A 19,108-nucleotide genomic window follows, 5' to 3' on the forward strand; every position below is an offset into this window, starting at 1 on the left:
TCTAGCGCCTTTTTAGTGTTTGGTCCATATATCCCATCAACTTGTCCAACATAAACGCTCTGGAAGCGCCTTACTGCATCCGCTGTCTTTGGTCCATACATTCCATCAATTCCATTGTTTTTTGCTCCTTTGTCTGGATAAAAATATACCGCTGTTAATGCTGTTTGGATTTGTCGTACTTTATCGCCTTTTGCGCCTTGCTTGACAATTCCATTTGGAAGTGGATATTTCCCTTTAGGCGTTGTTGTTTTTGGCTTCTGTTGCTTGTTTCCAGTGTTTTTATCATCTTCCTTACCTTTATCATTCTTCAACCCTAAAGCCTTCGCTATGCCTTCTGCGTGTCCTCTAGCCATGTCATTTATCCACTTTGACGTCTTCATTAGCTTAGCATCGTTTGCGTTGTCGATGAATCCGCATTCTGTTAAACATGCAGGCATTTTCGATTCTCTCAATACGTGGAAGTTCGCTTTTTTCTTTCCTCTGTTTGTCATGCGGCAACGTTTGGAAACTTCTCCATGCAAGGCATTTCTATATTTAGCAGATTTAGAATTACTAGAAACGCCATTATATATAAAATCTTCATAGCCCTTTCCGCCACCTGCGTTAGTGTGAATAGATACAAAATAATCTGCTCCCCAAGCATTAGCCATATTTGTGCGCTCTCTTAGCGACAAAAATTTATCTGTTGTACGACTCATTTTTACATTTGCACCGTATTCATTTTTTAAGATGTCACGTAACTTTTTAGCAATCTTTAAAACTACATCTTTTTCTTTTAAACCGTTTCCTATAGCACCTGAATCGCCACCACCATGACCAGGGTCAATAAATATTTTAGCCATTATTATTTTTCCTCCTTGTTATCATTTTCATTTTTCAATTGATCAAATACATTTGTGATTTTACTAGGGATGTTTATACCTAACTTCCCCGCATTTTCTGTAATGCTAATACCTTCATTGGCAATTAAAAAAAGGATCATACTATTTCGCATGATCCCCCCATTTGTTCCAACTACCATATCAACGCCATTGGCAACAATCACCATTAATAACATCGCTGTCTTTTTTCCTAATCCTTTAAAAAACCGTTTAGAAGAAATATTTTGAGAATAACTTCCAACCAACACCCCCATAAAAAAATCAATAGCCATCATCACCGCTAACCATAAAAGCAAGTGATCAAGGCCGCCAAATAAATAAGCAATCGCCGCTATGCCTCCCCCTGCAATTGTTGTATATAATGTATTTGTATTTTGTTCCATGTCTCTAAACTCCTTATTTATTTTTGTCTATCAATTTATTTTCTAGTCTTTTTAACTCTTTCTTCAATTCTTCATTTTCCTTCTTTACCTTTTTCAACTCCTCTCTTTCATTTATTCCTAATGCCGTTTTGATCGCTCCATCTTCTGCAGATTCAGCTATTTGTCTTTTTAAGTCTCCAACTACGTTCGAATAAAATGCATTTAATTGTTCTATTTCATTTTCTAGTTTTTCTATCTTTTCATAGTCTTGTTGTTCCAATGGAATCACTCCTATTAATTTAATTCATTCATATATTTAAATGACCACGAATGATAAATACCGAACCTATTCTCCCTTATATAAGCTACTAATGTAATAGGAACGTCTGGCAAACGGTATAAACGAAAAGTGGAAAAAACCCCCTCTATTTTTGTTTCCCCTAGTAGTTCTGGCTCTATAACTTGATAAGGATTTTCTGTACCTTTTATATTTAATGGTGCAGGTTCCTCTAATTGTTCAAAGTAATATAAAACATACCTTCTGTTTTCAATGTTATCTATATAATGATCCAATTCGAATGTCTCGCCTTTATATTCAAGTTTATAAGTTACCTCTTTCGTAAATTCTATTGCTTTACTCATTTGTTAGTAACCACCTTTTTTAACTTTTCGTTTTCATCTATTAAAGTTTCTATAACAAAGTAAATATCATTTATTTCTTTTTCTAGTTTGTCTGTTTTTGATGATAATTCTTGCGTGGCTTTTACGTTGTATGCTAATAACTTGTCATTGTCTATAGCCGTTCCATTCCTTGTTGATATTTCTGGAGATAATTCACTAATAAAACCCAATTGTTTTTTATGATAATTACCATTTTTTACATCTTCATTATATAAAAAAGAAACAACATTTTGTTTATTTATGATATCTAACCCAACATCGTCTATCTGTTCTATGTTTGATTTAAGCGATAAAGATGAAGATTTTCCGCCGCTGTTGTACCAAAGAACGTCAATGCTTGCTGTTCCGTTAACCAATAAGGCGTTACTGTTGAATTGTTGCGCGTATAGAAAGCCACTTTTCCAATCCCCAGAGCTGTCAGTTATAGAAATAGATTCCTCATCTCTTCTGAATCTTATTCCTGCTCTAACTATTGTACCTTTGTCTCTATCTGCATATCTTCCATAAAATAACATTCCATCGTGTCTATCGCTGTATTGATCACTATATCCTTTCACATAAAATTGGAATGGTAAAGATCCTAATTTTTTATTTTCATACGCCCAAACATTTATTGCTCTTTCAGTTCCTATATTTATGTCCTGGTTCGCCATTAGGTTAATACTTCTGTTTGCCGCTAATACAACATCGCGAGTCCAAGCTTCTAACGCTACGTTCCCGCGATTAGATAGCATTGTTATCCCTCTTACTCCTTCACCTAATCCATCGAATTGCCAACGTTTAGAAAAGAATTCGATTGTTCCCGATCCTAAATAGGTGTCCTCTTCACCACCGCCATTAATGATTGTTGATATTCCATAGTCGGAAACATAAATGCTTTTATCCTCTGAATCATTTCTAAAACGTAAATAACCTTTATCAATCCTTATTTTTATATCGTGAGTGCTAGTTTCTCCAAACCACGTACGCGTGTAAGAACCACGTGATTCAAAGAAATTACCATCTATCATTGTATATTCTTTACTGTCTCCGCCGTATATTTTAATCTTGTTTACGTCTAACGTTCCAGCTTTTAATTTATTTACGGATAAATTTGCAATTTTTGCGTCATCTACTGCTAAGTCTGCAATTTTCGCATTTGTGATGGCGGCGTCAATTATATTCGCCGTATCTATAGCGGCTTTTGCGATTTTTGCATTTGTGATAGCTGCGTTTTTAATGGCTGCGTTTCCAACTGCTAAATCTGATATGTGTGCTTCGTTGATAGCGGCATGATCTATCTTTGCTGATGTAACTGCCAGATCTGCTAACTTTGACGATCCTATAGCACCGTCAAATACCTTATCTTCTACAACTGACCCATCCGCTAATTTATCAGCCGTAACTGCTAAATCAGCAAGTTTTTCAGCGTTAACCGCTCCTATTTCTATGTCAATGTTTCTTATTTGCGCTGTATTGGCGCTTACTTGCTCTGTATAATCGCTTGGCGTTCCATGTGTATTAATAGCTCTAATTCGATAATACCATTGTTCATTTACATTGGCTTTGTGATTATAACCGCCTGTTTTACCTCTATAAATTAAATTGCTTGGATCTGGTGCGAATCCATTTACTTGTGAAGCGTAAACCTCATAAGCAGATATATATACTTTCGGATCGTAATCCCACGTAAGCATAACAGTTTGAAAAAGTCCGTCCGCTTTTAAATTTGTTGGCGTTGGTGGTTTTATATCTGGAAATCTTCCGTCATCTATTGGTCCGCCGCCGCTATCCCATCTATCTGCCCTGTCTTTCACTTTGTCAATAACCCAATCAATTTCAACGTCTCGTTCATCTAATTCTAAAAAGTTCCCTAGTACCAAATTGCCATTAGAGGGATTTCCGATGTCATATTCCATGCTTATAACGCGTGTTTCTATTAATACTTTAGGTTTTATATAAAAATCCCTTACAATTCCTGTATCTCCTACGAATGTTTGTTCGTGTTCATAGCCTGCCAATCCATGAAATGTTATTATATCCATTTCATATTGTGCTTTAGGTTCTTTTTGGTCTTCCTGCAACGCCTTCCACGTTTTCATTAATAAATTTTCTGGATTCTCTTCATTTCCATCTTCAAACATGCCAAATCTATGTTGCATTTCGCCGTTTTCGTCTGGTATTCCATGTATTTCCCTTGCTTCTGGATCTCCTACCCATTCTCGACCTTTTGGCTTGTCTATTGGATCACCATTTTCTTTAGACCAAACAACATCTCGAAAAGTTATTTTCCTTGTATAACCACCTGTACGTTCGCCTTCCTCGTCTTCTATTTCCAATGAAGAACCCTTTCCATAAAGCGCGGTTTTCGGATAGTATAAAACGGTTCGTTTGATATTTTTTATATCCTTTCCGATCTCAAATCGTTTACCTGTGTCTTTTCCTTTGCGTTCAACTAAATCAATATATCTACCTGCTATTCGATTTCCTTTTACCTCTATACGGTCAACAATTTCTCCGCCCCATATATCAGTTAATTTATCCAAGCTATCATAGGCATTATCAAAATAAAAACTTGTTGAGTTTGTACCTAAATCAGCAACATTTCCGACTTTCCAACGTGATTTTTCTAATATTATCCCCAAAACAAATTCAGCCGTCCTATTTTGTGGACGTTTCTCTTCAATGATCACATCCGTTAATTCTTGCATACCTGGCAAGCATTCAACTATTTTTTCCTTCGCTTCTCCGTCTGAATCATCAATTTCACGGATTGTGAATAATCTTAGTCGCCCCTCTAAATCCTTAAATGCTACTTGATTCCCACCCACTAAATATTCCGCTCTTTCATCCTCCATAGGGTATTCTATAGTTAGGGAAATCGGTTTTTCTACTGTCTCATGAAAAAATGCCGTTTTATATTTTCGCGTTACTGCTAGTAAATTATCTTTCTTGTCAAAAATAATGATAGGTTGTTTCAACGTTTCACCGCCTTTCTATAACCATTTTTCAGTGTATTTTGTTTCCAAATCCATAGCGGGAATAGTGGCTATCCTGTTATATCCAGGCTTTAAATAAAAAAAGTCTGCTTTCATCAAGTCGATAGCAGGCATTTTCAATTCTTTATTTATATATACTTTTTCTTTTTTACAATCCGCTTCCACTATGTCACCTGGTTGGAAGTTAAAGATTATTCTTAGTGATTCACCGTTAGAATGTAAAAATTCAACATATGGCGCGGATTCTTTAAGTGTCGCTTTAAAATATGGTGGCGTCTTTGCGTTTCCCTTTACAGTCATTTCACTAACTTGTGCTATTTCTGCCCATCTAATCGCCATTTAATCACCTTCTAAACTTGCATTTCATCTTCTATTGCGGATAATCTGGCTTCTATGTCATCAAGCCGTCCTTGTATGTTCGTTATGTCGCTGTCGTTACTAGATTTATAATTATTTAAATCTGTTCTTACTGTCTCTAAATCCGAATCTATGGCAAGCTTTCTCCATTCTGTCCAACGGTTTGGAGAATCATTCCAATGTCTAAAATACATTCCAATTTGACTATCGTTAAAAGCGTGTTCAAAATATAATTGCGACATCCTGTTATTTGCTACTTTCACAGTTAACACTGTTCCGTATGTATGAGGATATCCTGTTTGATTCGTTACATTAAATACAGTTGCGCCAATAGGATAATCGTTACCGCTTACGCTTCCGTCAACTGCGGGAATTACGGTTATTTGTTCGCTTGTCACATTATGGGGATTATTTTTGTCTGATTTATGATTGTTAATGTTGGTGGCATTAGTGTTTATATCGCTTGAATTGCTGTCAACATCCGCCCTTAATGTTGAAATAGTTCCATCTATTGAAGCGTCCTTATCTTGTAAATCTTTTACCGCTCCATCAATAATATCTGCGTTTTCGCCAAAACTAGCAATCGAATCGCTTATAATGTCTGTCAATTCTGGCTTTGTTAATTTAAGGTTAGGTGTTGATGTCGCCATCTGCTAATTCCTCCCATGTTTTACTTGCATAGTCTTCCCAAAATAAACGTCTTATTGTCGTTTCTGTGTGTTCGTCTCCATATTTGTATGGATCAAAGCATACAATTTCAATTTCAAAATCATAAACACCGACATTTTCCCTATCGGCGTTTTCTTCTACACCCCCAGATATTCCGTAATAAGTCCTATCCTTTTCATCGTTGAATACAATCGGAACAACATTATCAGTCTTCAATACGCCATTCAGTTCTTCTGTTTTTTTTCGTAATTCTTCTAATGTCTTGCTGTACATTCTAAATTGGCAAGTCAATATTCTTTCTGGTATTCTTTTGCTCCTTTGATAAGCGCCGTCTCCTCCTGGTACACTGTCCATTTCTATTTCGGTACTTACAACCCCTCGGCCAGATATCGAGACTACGCGAACATAAGAAGAAAGGTCAACGCCGTTAAATGTTATCATTTCTTCACCCTCTAAGCTTTTCGCAATCTGTAATTATTCCGTTTTTGAAGTTTTGTTATATCATCTACAAATGTTTTATATTCAGTTCCTCCTAGTGTTAAATGTAATTCTATAGGACGTTGTTTTGTGTCATTCTTGCCTTCTCTTCTTCTATCTGTTTCTATTATTTTTTGTTCTGTGATGTTTCTATAAGTTAACGGTATATTTTCACTTAATGGCAACTTAGTATTCCTTAGTCTATTTATAAATCCTTTTGTTTCTGGTACTTCTGGTTTCATCCATTCAGACATTTGCCCGGATTTTTTAATTATTGAAGTTTTTTCTCGATCAATACCCTTTACCCAACCAATACCCATGTTTTTGGCAATCGTGTCTCTCATCCAACGGGAAGGGGATTTAATTTTGAATGCTCCTGTTAATGTTTTCTTTATTCCCCCTGCTATGTCTTTTACTTTCTTTGTTACTGCCCCCGCCATTGATCCAATCCCATTGATCAATCCTTGTATAATGTTTTTACCTATAGAAAACAAATTAATAGATTTCAAAGGTGAAGTTATATAGCTTTTGACTTTTCTAAATGCTGCGCTTGTTTCGGTTTTTAATGTATTCCATGCTCTGACCGCTCCATCTTTTAGACCATTAGCTATATTAATAACGGATGATTTCATTGTATTCCATGCGTTTGTAGCACTTGTTTTTATTCCATTTACAATGTTAACAACGGACGTCTTAAGGGCATTCCATGCATTTGTAGCACCCGACTTTATAGCGTTCACTATACTAATTACGGATGATTTCAAAGCGTTCCATATACTTGTAGCCCTTGATTTTATGTTATTAACAATGTTAATAACAGATGATTTCAAAGCATTCCATGCGTTTGTAGCGCCTGTTTTTATTGCGTTAACTATACTAATAACAGATGATTTCAAAGCGTTCCATGCATTTGTAGCGCCTGTTTTTATTGCATTTACGATGGTTATAACGGCGGTTTTTAAAGCGTTCCATATATTTGTAGCTGTTGAAACAAGGCTTTTTACAATTGAAATTATGCTTGTTTTTATACCGTTCCATATGTTGGAAGCTGCGCTTTTAATACCGTTCCAAATTGCTGTTATTGTTGCTTTAAATCCGTTCCATATGTTTGTGGCTGTATTAATAGTTACAGTCCATAAATTAGAGAAAAACTCTTTAATGGTTGACCATAGACTTTTAAAATATGATACTACCGATGCCCATGTCGCCTTTAATGATTCCCAAACTGTGGAAGCAACTTGTATCATTCCTGTCCACAAAAGGGAAAAGAATTCTTTTATGGATGTCCATATACTTTTGAAGTATTCAATAACTCCAACCCATACCATTTTTAGGGATTCCCACACAACTGTACTAATTACTTTTACAGATTCCCACAAGTTCGCAAAAAAATCTTTTATCGGATCCCAATATTGAATTATTAATGTAACAGCCATAACAGCAAGTCCAAGGACAATCATCCAGGGATTAGCCATTAAAACCATATTCATAGCTTTGATTGCAAGCTTTACATTGTTGATGATCTTTATGACTGTGTTCATTGTTGCAAAGCTTAAAACCATAGACACTACGCCTGCACCAATGGAAGTGAGTAATGGCAACCACGGTTTTAATGTGTTATAAACTGATTGTATTTTTTCTATTACGTCTGGGATATGATTTGCTATATTTGTTAAAACTTCTGCAAACTTGTTTCCCATTGACTGAATAATATTTTCAATGCTTTTAAATCTTGTTTTTGATAGTCCTTCATCTAGTTTTTCAATAACATTTGTCAACCCACGAACAACAGCCGTTTTCATGTTCGTGAAAGAAGTGCGGATACCGCCGCTAGCTTCTTTTGCTATATCAGCAAAGCCACCTGTTTTATTGCTTAATTCAACGATCTTCTCGTTAAATTCGTCAAATGTTATATTTCCTTCTTTTAAAGCTTCGTATAAATCATTTTGTGCAGATTTTCCTGTAAAACCGAATGCCTTAGCTGTTTCATTTAATGCTATAGGCATTGTTTCTTGCAATGTCCGCCATGATTGCAAATCAACTTCGCCCTTAGCAAGCATTTGAACATATTGTTCAAGTCCTCGTTCTGCGTCTGCCGTACTTGCCCCACTTGCCAAAAATGCATTATTTAATGCAAGCGTTGTATCTACTGCGCCATCTAAATCACCTGTCATCATGGCTATTCTTTGTGTTGTACTCGCTACGCTGTCTAATGTTGTCGGCAAGCCTTGAATGCCATCTGAAAGCTTGTTAATTGCTTTCTCCGAATCTTGCGCATCAAATCCCATTAATTGCATGACCCTGGGAAAGTTATTCAAGGTGTCATAACGTGATATAGCACCATCAAGCGATTGCTTCACCATGTTAATCCCTTTACTAGCCAATCCCACAAGTCCAAGCGCTGCAACTAACTTCCCTATGCTTAGTGAACTTTTTTGTGCTGTTCCTGCGATTGCGCCAATACTTTTATTTACATTCGCTACGCCTTTAACAACTTTCCCGTCATCAAGTATTACATCAATTACAACTTTTCCATCTGCCACGTATTTCACCTCCAATAGTTAATAAATCTATTGGAGCTCGTGGCCCTCTTATTGTTTAAATTTATTTAAAGTGTTACATCTCGTACACTTGATTTCAGCTTTTCCTTTTAATTTTGCTAGTAATTTATTGCACTTTTTACATCTAACTTCCTTTAGATTGTTCACATTAAAAAACACCCTCAAAATAAAAAAGATTATTCTTCTTTCAGCTCGTATATTTCTTTTAGTTTCTTTATTCTGCTTCGTTCTTTTGAAGTGCCTTTCCCTTTTGGAAGTTCCATTGTTCTAATTTCAAGCACTTCTTTTAGCTTCGTGTCTCCCTTTAATCCACCTAGTAAAGCTTTAAACTTATCCCAATGCATTTTGCCTTGCATTTCGATCAAATCAATACCATAATCTTGATAAAAAGAAGCAAAGATATAATCTGCGTCTTGTTTTAAAGAAAAAACTTTTTCTTCTTTATTATCCACATTTGGCATGGGATTCCCTTCGATGTCTAATTTTTGTTTTTCTTCCTCGTTGTCGATTGTGCTTTTAAATATTTCATAAAATATCTTTTCTTTTTGTTCTATGTCGTAATCAAGGTCAATTCCTAAAAGCATATAAAGTCCTGTTTCGATTTGTACTATGTCATCCAGTTCTTCATCATTTAGCATGTCAATGAGTCTTAAAACATTATCAAAGCTTAAATCAATTTCATATTCTTTTCCATCTATTTCAACGGTATCAGTCAATGGATAAGCAAGTGATAGCATTACGCTTCACCTACTTTTTATTTTTGTTCTTTATATACTTCTTCGCCTTTTCAACTTGCGATTCAGTAAAGCCCATTTTTTCTAATTCTTTGCTTATGCCCTCATACAATTGTTTGTAATAATTAGTTAGAATAAAAATAGATGGTGATAATTCGTAAATTTGTACAAATGCCCCTTCTCCAAGCATTAAATCAAACGATTTTTTAAGAATGTCTTTCGCTTTTTCAAAAATAACTTCTTCTTCTTCATCCTCATCAACTTCTATTGTTTCTATTTCCTTGAAAGTTTCGAATGACTTCTCATAAAAGTTTTTAATAGATTCATCCGATACATCAAATTCAAATTTTAACTTTCCTATTTCGACTGGTATTGTTGGTTTTTCCGTTTGAATTTTAATTGCCAATTAAATCAACCCCCATTAATATAAAAATATAAAAAAAGAGGGATAATATTACCCCTCTACACCTCCACCGCCTTCTCCTGCTCTCGTTATTTCTGGCTTCGCATCCCAACTGATAGCGCAACCGAATGTAGCGTATTCGGTTGCTTCCCCTCCTGTCGGTACTATGTCCGTTACTGTCGCGCGGCCTTCATATACATCACCATTTGATCTTTCTTGTTTATACATGATCTTTCTGCCTTCTCCTGTCTCAAACTCCAGGCCTGCAATAAACTTCATTGCTTCGTCTTCATCGTCATAAAAACCTTCAAACGTGTAAGTCTTTTTCACTGACATAACGTCCGATTCTGGCGTTCCGTCACCGTCATAAAATCCGATATCCTCAACGTCTTCATCTGGTTCATCTTCTACACTAGATATATATTTAGCTAGTCTCATATATTCTGGCTCTGTTATTCCGTCCGTTGGGATCGGGGCAACAAAATGTTTTGTTAAAGCATTCTTTTTTCTAGCCATTCTCATTCACTCCTTGATAAATGGTTATACTTGCACTAATGTTTAAAGCCCAAACAAAAAAACCTTGTTCATCTTGTGTAACAAGGTTAGGTAATGATCGTGTTTCTATTTTTTGAAAGTCATAACTTCCATTTTGTGATGGTAAATACTCTAAATTTTCAAGCGTTTGATAAATCTTTGTAAGTGCATCAAAGCAATTGTGTTGATCTATGCTTTTTGCATTAACTTGTATTTGATAGTCTTTGTCTCTTTCGCCATCATAATATACAGTTTCCTCACCGCCTGGCATTGCCATGATGGATAAGCTTTCACCTTCATCTAATAAGCCAATGGTACAGTGAGCATATAAACCAAAGCTATTTATTTTATCTTTTAACCTATCCAAAAAATCTAATTCCATTTATTTCATCGCCTTTTTAGTAATTCGTTCCCACGATTTCCCATGTATCGCTTTGGCCTTACTATCCCATTTAGGACCTGTTCCAGGTGTCGTAAATTTAGCGCCAAAGTTATAATATTGTTTTCTGGCATAAGGAACATTGTAAATTATTGATTTCGCGTTCATTGTTATAGATGATTGATTCCGTAAATCCCCAGAAAGCATAGGTATATATGGATTAGAATCGGCATACACTTGATTAATAAGTGTGTATTGCCCTAGCTTCGTCATTCTGTCTGTTTTAACTTTAACGCCTTTCAAATCTTTCTTTACGCTTATTGGCATTTAAATCACTTCTAGTTCATAATGTCTTATTTCGTTTTTATTCGGATAGTAGCAATCTACTATCTTTTCAAGTTTGTAAGTTCGGTTATTAAAAGTGATTCTTGACTCTTCAATGAATTTATCGGGAATAGGTTTACTGTTCGTTGTATCAACAAAAACAATTCCATCAGCCAAAACCTTTTTTTGCGTTGAATCTCGACTGAAAACAGTCGAGTTATCAAAACGAACATGTTTTATTTCAATTGGATCATCATATATCGGATTTCCCCAATCATCTTTGTCGATATACTCTTCATAGGTGATGGTATGGATAAGCCAACTTTTAGGAAGCGGTTTAACTCTCATTAAATCACCCCAATGGATCTATTTAGTAACCCTGTATCATTTAAATAAATGTAAACGTCATTGCTAATGATGTTATTCTTTGTTTCTTCTTGGCTATTAGATGATCTGGTATTTTGAGCCATGGTTGTACGCCCTATTAGTACATGTGACGGCTCGTTTAACTCGTGGGATGATATAGCACCCATGTCATGGAAAAATTGTACTTGTGCGGCAACTGCTTTTTTAAATTTTGTACGTCTGAATTCAACATCATCATCAAGTGAATTAAATTGATAAAAATTGCGGGTAACATGATCAAGCACGTCACCCGCGATAAGTACTAACTTATTAAATTCTGTTTCCTCGATCTCCGATAATCCGAATTCATTGTATTCATCGTATGTTAGATAAGGCATTCAATCACCCTAACTTCCTGCACCTTCTAGCGCTTCTAATCTCGCAATAATATCATTATATTGCTCTTCCGTTCCAAAGCCTGGATCGCCTTTGTCTCCCTTTGCTCCCTTGTCTCCCTTTGGGCCTGGATCACCTTTTGGACCTTGTGGACCTGGATCACCTTTCGGACCTTTACCGCCGCCACTAATCAATCTTATATAATTCACCGTTTCACCCGCTTTGGCAGATTGGATTGTATAACCAATTTTCGGCGGATCTTCTTCTTTCATAGATTCAACTAACTTCCCACCATCTGTGCAACCAACGGAAACGCCTATGCGAATATCTTCCGCCGCTTCTGCTGTCCATACTTCACGATTTTTAATTTCCACTTGCACTGTTTCATCTTTTTCAACATCTCTCGTGGAAACAAAGTCAGGCGCTTCACCTTCTATAGCTAGTCTAATTCTAATTTCATCTAAATCAGTTCCACCTGTTCGAGTAAGAACGACTAATCTATTTGCAGGGATTTCCTCTATTGCTCTGGCTTCGAATTTCACCATTGTAACCACTCCTTTTTTTACTTTTGAAAGAAATGTTTATTACCCTTCAACTCCGCCGCTATCAACAAATGTAACTTTAACAACTGCTTTTTTATTGTCGTCAATGATGAATTCGCCCGCTTTACCTGCGCCTTGTAATGCTACGCCGTCAAAGTCTTCTGATTCAATAGTACGTACAGTATTAATGCCTGTGAAGGCTTTAGCAATGTTAGTAATGTAAGTGTAAGCCACTTCTCCCTCTTGCAATAAATGCTCTGGAATATCTTCAACAATGAACCCTTTAAACTTAACAATCTCATTTTCATCAATATTAGCGGATGAATCTTTTTCCTTAGTAGTTAAAGGATGATCAACAATAACGTTGTAAAGTTCTGGTGATACCTTAGCAACTTTAGTCCCAATTGCTTCAATGTTTGTGTAATGAGAAGCCAATTCATTGAATAACTTCAATACATCATCTTCGCCATAAGTGGCAAGCTCTTTTGTTTCCCCTGCTACTTTTGAAATGAATAGGGAATGCCGTTGATTGAATTTACTCATTTTCGCTTGCGCTTGTAAGTCTAAGCGATCTGCAATTGCTTCATTCATGTCGTTGTTTACTGTGTGGCGGTCAATTCCTTCATGATAAGCCCATTCCCACGTGTAAGGCACTGGCGTATCTGTATAAATGATTTCAGTACGTGGACCGAACCGCGTTGAATTTCCTGTACCTTTTCCAAATGCTGTGTCTTCGTCCTTGTTATATTCACTTCTTACAACAACTGGAATATCTGATGTTTTAACGTGAAATGCTGTTTCATTGTGTTGAACGCCGTCTAATGCTTCAATCTCACCTCCGAAAAAGTCGCGGAAATAAGCCTGTTTATTAAATACGGCTTGTAATAACTCCTTATATTGTTTTTGGAAACTACGAACGTTTAAATCTTGGTTTGCTGTTGTCATTTTTTTCATTCTCCTTTATTTATATTTTGCTAGTTTTGCTTTAAATGGATCACTTTCACCTAATCCATCGCTTGTATGTTTACCTGTCGTAAATTTAGGTTTTGGTTCTCCTTTTTGTTCCTCCTGTGCAAAGTGTGGATACTTTTCAATAACTTCTTTAATAGCTGTTTCCATATCCACATCATCGGAAAGCATGTTCTTAGCTAAAATAACGACATCTTCAACCGATTCACCTTTTACACCTTGCTTCATTGCACTGATATGTGCCTTTAATGTTTCGTTTTCCTTTGAAGCGTTGCTATAGCTTTCTTCTAGTTCTTGCAATCTTTCTGCTTGCTTTTCTGCTTCTGTCTTTTGGCTTTCCTGCCATTCTTTAAACTTTCGCATGCCCTCCTTTGCATTTTCAAAGTCTTCCACTCCTAATTGCTTCAATAGCTTTTCTTGTTGTTTTTTCGTTTCTCTAGAAATTAGATTGTTTACATCCTCTTGAGTAAACGTTTTGTCCTCTGATTGTTGTTGGGAATCAGTACCCTTTTGATCTGTTTGTTCTTGTCCTCCAGATTGTTCATTTGGTGTCTGGTCACCATCTATGCCTTCTTCGGCAAAAAACTGTAAATTCAAAGGTAATTTATTTACTAACATATAAAACCCTCCATTGCGGATAATGTCCTTATGTTTTATTTAACGTCCACAACATATAAACGGACATAAAAAATAAGCCTTTTAATGTCGTGCTAAGGACAATTTTATTTCCAAATAATTACTCTTTCTTTGTCGTAACGTCTTGGCAATTCATGTTCACTTATAAACTCTCTTATTTTTGCTTGCCTACTTCTTACCAATTTCTTATAACGTTCTATTGTTTCTGGATGTCCTATTTCCTCTGCAAGTTTTAACGATCTTTTAGCCTTTCTTATTTGTCGTTCATAACAACGTTGTTTTTGTACAAGTTTAGCCTTTTCTTGTGCTTCTTCTGGGTCATATTGTGGTTGATTGTTTTCATTTAAACCTTCAATAAATGGGAAAAATTGATGTCTACAATTGATTCCCCTAACGCCCCACGGCTCTCCGTATCCAAATTCATAAATAGATGGATATTTTGATTTGTTTTCTCCTGGCTCTTTCAAAGAAGCTATTTTACCTTGAATGAGACTGCATGCTTCTCTAGCGTCTGGCAAGCTACTAACAAGCACTAAATCAACGTCATAATCTTGCATTCTACTCATTCGTAATTCGTTGTACGTCCTGTTAACTGTGGATCTAATAACTGTGTCAGCGTATCTCTCTAAGTACCAAACATTCCCGCCTTTGTCTATGAATGTTGTCTCTATACCTTTATTAGCCCATCTTATAACCGTTTCGGCTATTGCTTTGTTAACCGTTTTTGTACCTGCTAATACTTTCCCTGTTGTTTCTTCTATTATCTTCCTGTACATCCTTGTTACAGTGCCTTCTCCGTAATTGGTTGTTATTAGCGTTTGATTAACAAAGTTGTTATACTCTCTAAATGTTTGTCGTACAAAAGACTCTAAAACACTATCTATATGGCTAGGTTTTGGAATTGGTTCATATATACCGCTTAATTCTCGATCTACACTTTCAATTGTTGCAATACCTGTATTTATAATTGCTTTCCTTATTTCCTTTTCGGCTATTCCTGTTTTTTTAGATAATGCTTTTATCGTCTCTTTATTTATTAGCCTTAATTGGTTCATTTTGTCTAACTGCCATTGGAACACATTATCTTTTGAAACATCTGCGCCTTCTGCTGTTTTTAACCGCTTAGCAATCATTAAAAATATTTCTTCTTCCAATGCCCTGTAAATGTCTGTGATTGGTTCAGTGAAAATATCTAGTTGATATGGTGTTATTTTTGGACGCTTGGGATTCATGGTAATCAGACCTTTAAAGCAATAATCGTACTGTAAATAATAGACACACAAACTATAATTACTGTTGATACACTCATTTAATCACCCTTCGCATTTTGTTAATAACATTATTCTTGGTGTTTTTGTTTCCTTTCCACATTGTTCACGTTTAAAAATACTAAGTTTTACACTTCCGATTTTCTTTTCTCCGACTTTCGATAATAAATGAATCATACAATCACTCCATAGCACCAAATAAAACAGATTCATTTCTTAATTCGTCAAGCTCTGGCATGTTTCTCTTCTCTTCTTCCGCTATCTCTTTCAATATTTCAATCGCTTCTTCTTCCGTTACTCCATGTACTTTCATAATTGCACGTTTTTTCGATTGAAGTCCATTTATAACCATTTGCGCTTGTTTTTCTATTTCCGCCGCTTTGTCTTCTGCGATGGAATCATCAAAAGCAATCGTAACTTCATATTCGTTCGGCGCGTTATATAAATCATGCAATTCAGCAATCGCGACAATAGAATCAATTAATTCTTGCAGTCCGGATTCTATGATAATTTCGTGTGATTGCTTAGATTTAAATGTCTTGGACTGTTCGCTTATTACTTCTGTAGCGGTTTTCATGCTTTCGCCATCAAATGTAAATGTACCACTTGAAAAACCTGTTTGCATTGCGAATATGTTTAATAAAGCATTGATTGCCGCTATATGCTCGTCAACACGTAAAGTTACATTCATTTCTTGTATTTTCATGTCGTCCATGTTGTCAGTATGTAAAGCTTCGTATGTTTCATCACTTGAATCAAAATAGCGTTTTGCTGTTCCGTTCGTTGGATCTATTACAGTTTTAACCATGTGTGAAGGTACGATGATGCGTTTTTTACCAAGTCTAAATTCTCTGTTGAAGCTGTCGAATGCTGTATCGATAGCTTTCATGGTGTCTAAGGCGTTCGCGTATAAACTAATGCCAAGCGGCGATTGTGTATCGATGTTATTCGCTGTGTTCGGCTTTATATAAATAAAAATAGGTTTTTTCAGTCCTGCTATTCCTGTTCTTTCTTCTAGCTCTGGATAAATTGTACTTAAATCTATTTTCACCCCTAAATCATCGCCGTTTTTGGACTCGTAAACCTCATTAACAATATGATATACACCTTTGTCAAAGTAATGCCATTCAAGATGAGTATATTTCTTATCGCCTTTTTTAGTTTCATTTAAAAATACGCCGCCTGTAATGGTTTCATTATTCCACTGTAACGGAATGAAGCAATCCGCCGTAACAAACGATAGTTTTATTTCACCATCTTCAACGTATGGTTTTATAACCATTCCGCCCATTGCGAAAGAGTATTCAAGGTAATCTTGGAATTTTTTATCAAACTTGTTATGTTTTAATACGTCATCAATAAATTCCTTTAATCCGTCATCACTAATGGATATGTCGCATTTTTCATTAAAAACTAATGAAGCCATTTCACTAGCGGAGGTCTTGGCCATGTTCAGTGTGTCCATTCTCCGCGTTTTCTTCCCTTCCACTGTCTGGTAAGTTATTTTGTGCCAAGCTTCATAATAACCTTTGTAAAGCTCTTTCCACGATTCTATTTGTCTATACATTTCCTCATTTATTGATATATCTTTGTGTTTCGCTAACTTTTCTATTCCCTTGATTAACCCCATCTTATACATCACCTGCCTTATCTTTGAAATTAGGCGTTTTAACATTGGATCACCACCTAGAATTTAAGCCCTAACTTTCGTAAATTATCATTAACGTAATATTGGAACATGTCGCATGTGTGATCATCGACTTCAATAACTTTCGGTTTTGCCGTTTTTAAACTATCTTGATCCCAAGCATACTTTCTATGCTCTTCAATAAAAATCTGGTTATTTGGTGTATCTAAATAATAAAAACGCCCCTGCGCTAATAAATCGTGGACGTTGTCAATCATATCTATTTTAGTTTTCTTTGCTATTGGATGAAGTCTTATTCCATAGTCTTTAAATATTTGGTTACGTAAAGCACCTTCTGCGCTGTCAATTGTTTGTACATCAAAAGGCTTTTTATACTTTTCCCTAACGGATTGCAACCATTCAAAAAATGCTTCTGATAATTCGGATGGCGCTTTCTTATTTACCTTTCCATGTGGGGAATAATACCACGTATCAAGCAATATAACCTTCCCTTTTTTCGTTAAAGCAAAAGAACCATGTGTTGTAGCGCTTGATTGGTGCCCGCCGTCTGTCGATGTATCAATTAATAAAATGTCGTCATCTGCAGGTAATTCATTCAATGGTTGGAATAGATTCATATTATAAACGTTGTCGCCCATTCCAATGATTTCCCCGCCGTACATCCATCGCCAATAGTCATAATCATTAACTTTGTACTTCTCTATCTTATTGACCATCTGCTTAGATAGAAAGCCTTTTTCATCTTCTAAATATGTTGAATGGTGTAAAAAGTAATTATCATCATTTCTTTTGCTGTCTTTCCACTCATTAACCCATTCATAAGGATTTCTAGGTGGATTATAAGAATAATAGACTCTTACCTGCTTTTCCCCTAAATCTTCACGTATGAAGGTATCTTCTACAACGTCAATATCTTCAACGCCTTTAAATTCTGCCAATTCCTCAAACCACAATGCCATTACATAACCTTTTGCAATCTTGGCTGATTTTATTTTCATTGGATCATCAACGCCGTAAAAGTAAAAAGCTGTACCTGTCGGTTTATGTTCTATTATTAGCGGCGATTTCCCAAATCTAAATTCACTTTCGATACCTAACATATATATTGCCCATTTTATTTGTTCGTAAACGGATGTCGAAAGATATTTGCCAACCTTACGCAAACAAATAACATTGCCTTCTTTATCTTCCATGAAGTCAACGACAAGTTTCAAACTAATAACGGATGACTTCATGGATGATCGGCCACCGCTTAAAATGCTATAAGGCTTTTCGTTTATCCAAAATGAATAAAAGTTACGATTTATCAAATCCATGATGTATTTAACCGCTGTCATCTTCCATTGCCTTCCTCATCGCTTCTTTATCTTGGACAATAACAACTCTTCCTCCTCCGCTTTCTTCGTTCTTCGTTTCCACCTGCGTTTTCTCTATCTCTGCTTTTAGCTTCTCCGCCTGCAATCTCTTCTTCTCTTTGTCATCTAGTAAATCAAAGTATTTAGAAAGCATTTCTAACGCCTTCATCTTATCGGCTAGCTTAATAGAAACTCCGTCTTTCCCCTGTTTTACTTCTGTCACTATCGTTCCATCAATTTTGTTAGATTGCTTAAAATCAACATAATTAACTATCTTCTTTTCCTTTTTCTTCTTACCAAATTCAACATAATCAGTTATATCAGCAAAGGCAATATCAATGTACTTCTGTAACACATCACGAACATCTAATTTTAATTCGTTCATTTGTTCTGCTTTTAAACGGTCTATTTCGGCGCTTACCTTAGGATTCCTTAGGATGCGATGACCTTCTACCATTGCTGTTGAATAGGCGCATTCATACGCTTTTTGATATGCTTTTGTTGCATTAAAGTATTTAATATAATAAATGCAAAATAGCCTTTGTTTATCTGTCAAATTATCTTTTTTATCCATTTACATTCAACCCCACCCCCGCGTGTTTTTTGTGC

25 protein-coding genes are annotated in these 19,108 nt (G+C 35.8%); all 25 read right to left on the bottom strand.

All coding sequences use genetic code 11. The features are described 5' to 3' along the window. On the bottom strand, positions 1-842 hold an 842-nt coding region (locus tag ACPYKA_RS01470; RefSeq protein WP_479540643.1), incomplete at its 3' end, for an N-acetylmuramoyl-L-alanine amidase. Between the two features lie 2 nt (positions 843-844). Next, positions 845-1,264, bottom strand: a complete 420-nt coding sequence (locus ACPYKA_RS01475) for a phage holin family protein (protein WP_479540644.1) — start codon at positions 1,262-1,264, stop codon at positions 845-847. Positions 1,265-1,277: 13 nt separating this feature from the next. Beyond that, positions 1,278-1,523: a hypothetical protein gene (locus ACPYKA_RS01480; RefSeq protein ID WP_479540645.1), complete on the bottom strand. Its 246-nt coding sequence runs from the start codon at positions 1,521-1,523 to the stop codon at positions 1,278-1,280. Positions 1,524-1,537: 14 nt separating this feature from the next. After that, on the bottom strand, positions 1,538-1,885 hold the full coding sequence (locus ACPYKA_RS01485) for a hypothetical protein (protein ID WP_479540646.1): 348 nt from the start codon (positions 1,883-1,885) through the stop codon (positions 1,538-1,540). Then, positions 1,882-4,884 carry a phage tail spike protein gene (locus ACPYKA_RS01490; RefSeq protein WP_479540647.1) on the bottom strand — a complete coding sequence of 1,001 codons (3,003 nt, stop codon included), beginning with the start codon at positions 4,882-4,884 and terminating at the stop codon, positions 1,882-1,884. The genes ACPYKA_RS01485 and ACPYKA_RS01490 overlap by 4 nt, the downstream gene beginning before the upstream one ends. Positions 4,885-4,899: 15 nt before the next feature. Further along, a complete protein-coding gene (locus ACPYKA_RS01495) occupies positions 4,900-5,241 on the bottom strand; it encodes a phage distal tail protein (RefSeq protein WP_479540648.1) in 342 nt (113 codons plus the stop codon). 11 nt (positions 5,242-5,252) lie between these two features. Continuing rightward, positions 5,253-5,909: a pyocin knob domain-containing protein gene (locus tag ACPYKA_RS01500; protein ID WP_479540649.1), complete on the bottom strand. Its 657-nt coding sequence runs from the start codon at positions 5,907-5,909 to the stop codon at positions 5,253-5,255. Beyond that, positions 5,890-6,369, bottom strand: a complete 480-nt coding sequence (locus tag ACPYKA_RS01505) for a distal tail protein Dit (RefSeq protein WP_479540650.1) — start codon at positions 6,367-6,369, stop codon at positions 5,890-5,892. Before ACPYKA_RS01505 ends, ACPYKA_RS01500 begins: the two co-directional genes overlap by 20 nt. A gap of 11 nt (positions 6,370-6,380) precedes the next feature. Further along, the gene (locus ACPYKA_RS01510; protein WP_479540651.1) at positions 6,381-8,948 is read right to left on the bottom strand and encodes a phage tail protein; all 2,568 of its coding nucleotides are present in this window, start codon (positions 8,946-8,948) and stop codon (positions 6,381-6,383) included. Positions 8,949-8,996: 48 nt separating this feature from the next. Next, positions 8,997-9,125 (bottom strand): zinc finger domain-containing protein, encoded by a 129-nt coding sequence (locus ACPYKA_RS01515; RefSeq protein ID WP_479540699.1) that lies wholly within the window; start codon positions 9,123-9,125, stop codon positions 8,997-8,999. A gap of 17 nt (positions 9,126-9,142) precedes the next feature. Continuing rightward, positions 9,143-9,703: a bacteriophage Gp15 family protein gene (locus ACPYKA_RS01520; RefSeq protein WP_479540652.1), complete on the bottom strand. Its 561-nt coding sequence runs from the start codon at positions 9,701-9,703 to the stop codon at positions 9,143-9,145. Between the two features lie 10 nt (positions 9,704-9,713). Next, a complete protein-coding gene (locus ACPYKA_RS01525; protein WP_479540653.1) occupies positions 9,714-10,106 on the bottom strand; it encodes a hypothetical protein in 393 nt (130 codons plus the stop codon). Positions 10,107-10,154: 48 nt separating this feature from the next. Continuing rightward, positions 10,155-10,619: a phage tail tube protein gene (locus ACPYKA_RS01530; RefSeq protein ID WP_479540654.1), complete on the bottom strand. Its 465-nt coding sequence runs from the start codon at positions 10,617-10,619 to the stop codon at positions 10,155-10,157. Then, a complete protein-coding gene (locus tag ACPYKA_RS01535; RefSeq protein ID WP_479540655.1) occupies positions 10,612-11,019 on the bottom strand; it encodes a minor capsid protein in 408 nt (135 codons plus the stop codon). Before ACPYKA_RS01535 ends, ACPYKA_RS01530 begins: the two co-directional genes overlap by 8 nt. Beyond that, positions 11,020-11,343 (bottom strand): minor capsid protein, encoded by a 324-nt coding sequence (locus ACPYKA_RS01540; RefSeq protein WP_479540656.1) that lies wholly within the window; start codon positions 11,341-11,343, stop codon positions 11,020-11,022. After that, entirely contained in the window at positions 11,344-11,688 is a 345-nt protein-coding gene (locus ACPYKA_RS01545; protein ID WP_479540657.1) for a putative minor capsid protein, read from the bottom strand. It lies immediately after the preceding gene. Continuing rightward, positions 11,688-12,083 (bottom strand): head-tail connector protein, encoded by a 396-nt coding sequence (locus ACPYKA_RS01550; RefSeq protein WP_479540658.1) that lies wholly within the window; start codon positions 12,081-12,083, stop codon positions 11,688-11,690. Before ACPYKA_RS01550 ends, ACPYKA_RS01545 begins: the two co-directional genes overlap by 1 nt. Positions 12,084-12,092: 9 nt before the next feature. After that, positions 12,093-12,626 (bottom strand): head fiber protein, encoded by a 534-nt coding sequence (locus tag ACPYKA_RS01555; RefSeq protein ID WP_479540659.1) that lies wholly within the window; start codon positions 12,624-12,626, stop codon positions 12,093-12,095. Between the two features lie 39 nt (positions 12,627-12,665). Continuing rightward, positions 12,666-13,568 (bottom strand): phage capsid protein, encoded by a 903-nt coding sequence (locus ACPYKA_RS01560; RefSeq protein WP_479540660.1) that lies wholly within the window; start codon positions 13,566-13,568, stop codon positions 12,666-12,668. 15 nt (positions 13,569-13,583) lie between these two features. Beyond that, complete coding sequence (locus ACPYKA_RS01565; protein ID WP_479540661.1) at positions 13,584-14,210, bottom strand: hypothetical protein; 627 nt, start codon at positions 14,208-14,210, stop codon at positions 13,584-13,586. Between the two features lie 104 nt (positions 14,211-14,314). Then, positions 14,315-15,460 carry a phage minor capsid protein gene (locus tag ACPYKA_RS01570; protein WP_479540662.1) on the bottom strand — a complete coding sequence of 382 codons (1,146 nt, stop codon included), beginning with the start codon at positions 15,458-15,460 and terminating at the stop codon, positions 14,315-14,317. Positions 15,461-15,541: 81 nt separating this feature from the next. Then, entirely contained in the window at positions 15,542-15,673 is a 132-nt protein-coding gene (locus tag ACPYKA_RS01575) for a hypothetical protein (protein ID WP_479540663.1), read from the bottom strand. A 4-nt stretch (positions 15,674-15,677) separates the two neighbouring features. After that, on the bottom strand, positions 15,678-17,171 hold the full coding sequence (locus tag ACPYKA_RS01580; RefSeq protein WP_479540664.1) for a phage portal protein: 1,494 nt from the start codon (positions 17,169-17,171) through the stop codon (positions 15,678-15,680). Positions 17,172-17,182: 11 nt separating this feature from the next. Next, on the bottom strand, positions 17,183-18,481 hold the full coding sequence (locus tag ACPYKA_RS01585; protein WP_479540665.1) for a PBSX family phage terminase large subunit: 1,299 nt from the start codon (positions 18,479-18,481) through the stop codon (positions 17,183-17,185). After that, entirely contained in the window at positions 18,468-19,073 is a 606-nt protein-coding gene (locus tag ACPYKA_RS01590; protein WP_479540666.1) for a terminase small subunit, read from the bottom strand. Before ACPYKA_RS01590 ends, ACPYKA_RS01585 begins: the two co-directional genes overlap by 14 nt. Between the last annotated feature and the right edge of the window lie 35 nt (positions 19,074-19,108).

The organism is Pseudogracilibacillus amylolyticus (SeqCode) (assembly GCF_051918545.1).
Lineage (GTDB): Bacteria > Bacillota > Bacilli > Bacillales > Amphibacillaceae > Pseudogracilibacillus.

Coding starts and splice junctions, on each gene's coding strand:
- ACPYKA_RS01540 (WP_479540656.1), bottom strand. CDS start 11,343: ATGCCAATAAGCGTAAAGAAAGATTTGAAAGGCGTTAAAGTTAAAACA.
- ACPYKA_RS01580 (WP_479540664.1), bottom strand. CDS start 17,171: ATGTTAAAACGCCTAATTTCAAAGATAAGGCAGGTGATGTATAAGATG.
- ACPYKA_RS01565 (WP_479540661.1), bottom strand. CDS start 14,210: ATGTTAGTAAATAAATTACCTTTGAATTTACAGTTTTTTGCCGAAGAA.
- ACPYKA_RS01520 (WP_479540652.1), bottom strand. CDS start 9,703: ATGCTATCACTTGCTTATCCATTGACTGATACCGTTGAAATAGATGGA.
- ACPYKA_RS01575 (WP_479540663.1), bottom strand. CDS start 15,673: ATGATTCATTTATTATCGAAAGTCGGAGAAAAGAAAATCGGAAGTGTA.
- ACPYKA_RS01545 (WP_479540657.1), bottom strand. CDS start 11,688: ATGAGAGTTAAACCGCTTCCTAAAAGTTGGCTTATCCATACCATCACC.
- ACPYKA_RS01495 (WP_479540648.1), bottom strand. CDS start 5,241: ATGGCGATTAGATGGGCAGAAATAGCACAAGTTAGTGAAATGACTGTA.
- ACPYKA_RS01530 (WP_479540654.1), bottom strand. CDS start 10,619: ATGGCTAGAAAAAAGAATGCTTTAACAAAACATTTTGTTGCCCCGATC.
- ACPYKA_RS01585 (WP_479540665.1), bottom strand. CDS start 18,481: ATGACAGCGGTTAAATACATCATGGATTTGATAAATCGTAACTTTTAT.
- ACPYKA_RS01475 (WP_479540644.1), bottom strand. CDS start 1,264: ATGGAACAAAATACAAATACATTATATACAACAATTGCAGGGGGAGGC.
- ACPYKA_RS01560 (WP_479540660.1), bottom strand. CDS start 13,568: ATGACAACAGCAAACCAAGATTTAAACGTTCGTAGTTTCCAAAAACAA.
- ACPYKA_RS01505 (WP_479540650.1), bottom strand. CDS start 6,369: ATGATAACATTTAACGGCGTTGACCTTTCTTCTTATGTTCGCGTAGTC.
- ACPYKA_RS01550 (WP_479540658.1), bottom strand. CDS start 12,083: ATGCCTTATCTAACATACGATGAATACAATGAATTCGGATTATCGGAG.
- ACPYKA_RS01535 (WP_479540655.1), bottom strand. CDS start 11,019: ATGGAATTAGATTTTTTGGATAGGTTAAAAGATAAAATAAATAGCTTT.
- ACPYKA_RS01555 (WP_479540659.1), bottom strand. CDS start 12,626: ATGGTGAAATTCGAAGCCAGAGCAATAGAGGAAATCCCTGCAAATAGA.
- ACPYKA_RS01485 (WP_479540646.1), bottom strand. CDS start 1,885: ATGAGTAAAGCAATAGAATTTACGAAAGAGGTAACTTATAAACTTGAA.
- ACPYKA_RS01590 (WP_479540666.1), bottom strand. CDS start 19,073: ATGGATAAAAAAGATAATTTGACAGATAAACAAAGGCTATTTTGCATT.
- ACPYKA_RS01500 (WP_479540649.1), bottom strand. CDS start 5,909: ATGGCGACATCAACACCTAACCTTAAATTAACAAAGCCAGAATTGACA.
- ACPYKA_RS01570 (WP_479540662.1), bottom strand. CDS start 15,460: ATGAATCCCAAGCGTCCAAAAATAACACCATATCAACTAGATATTTTC.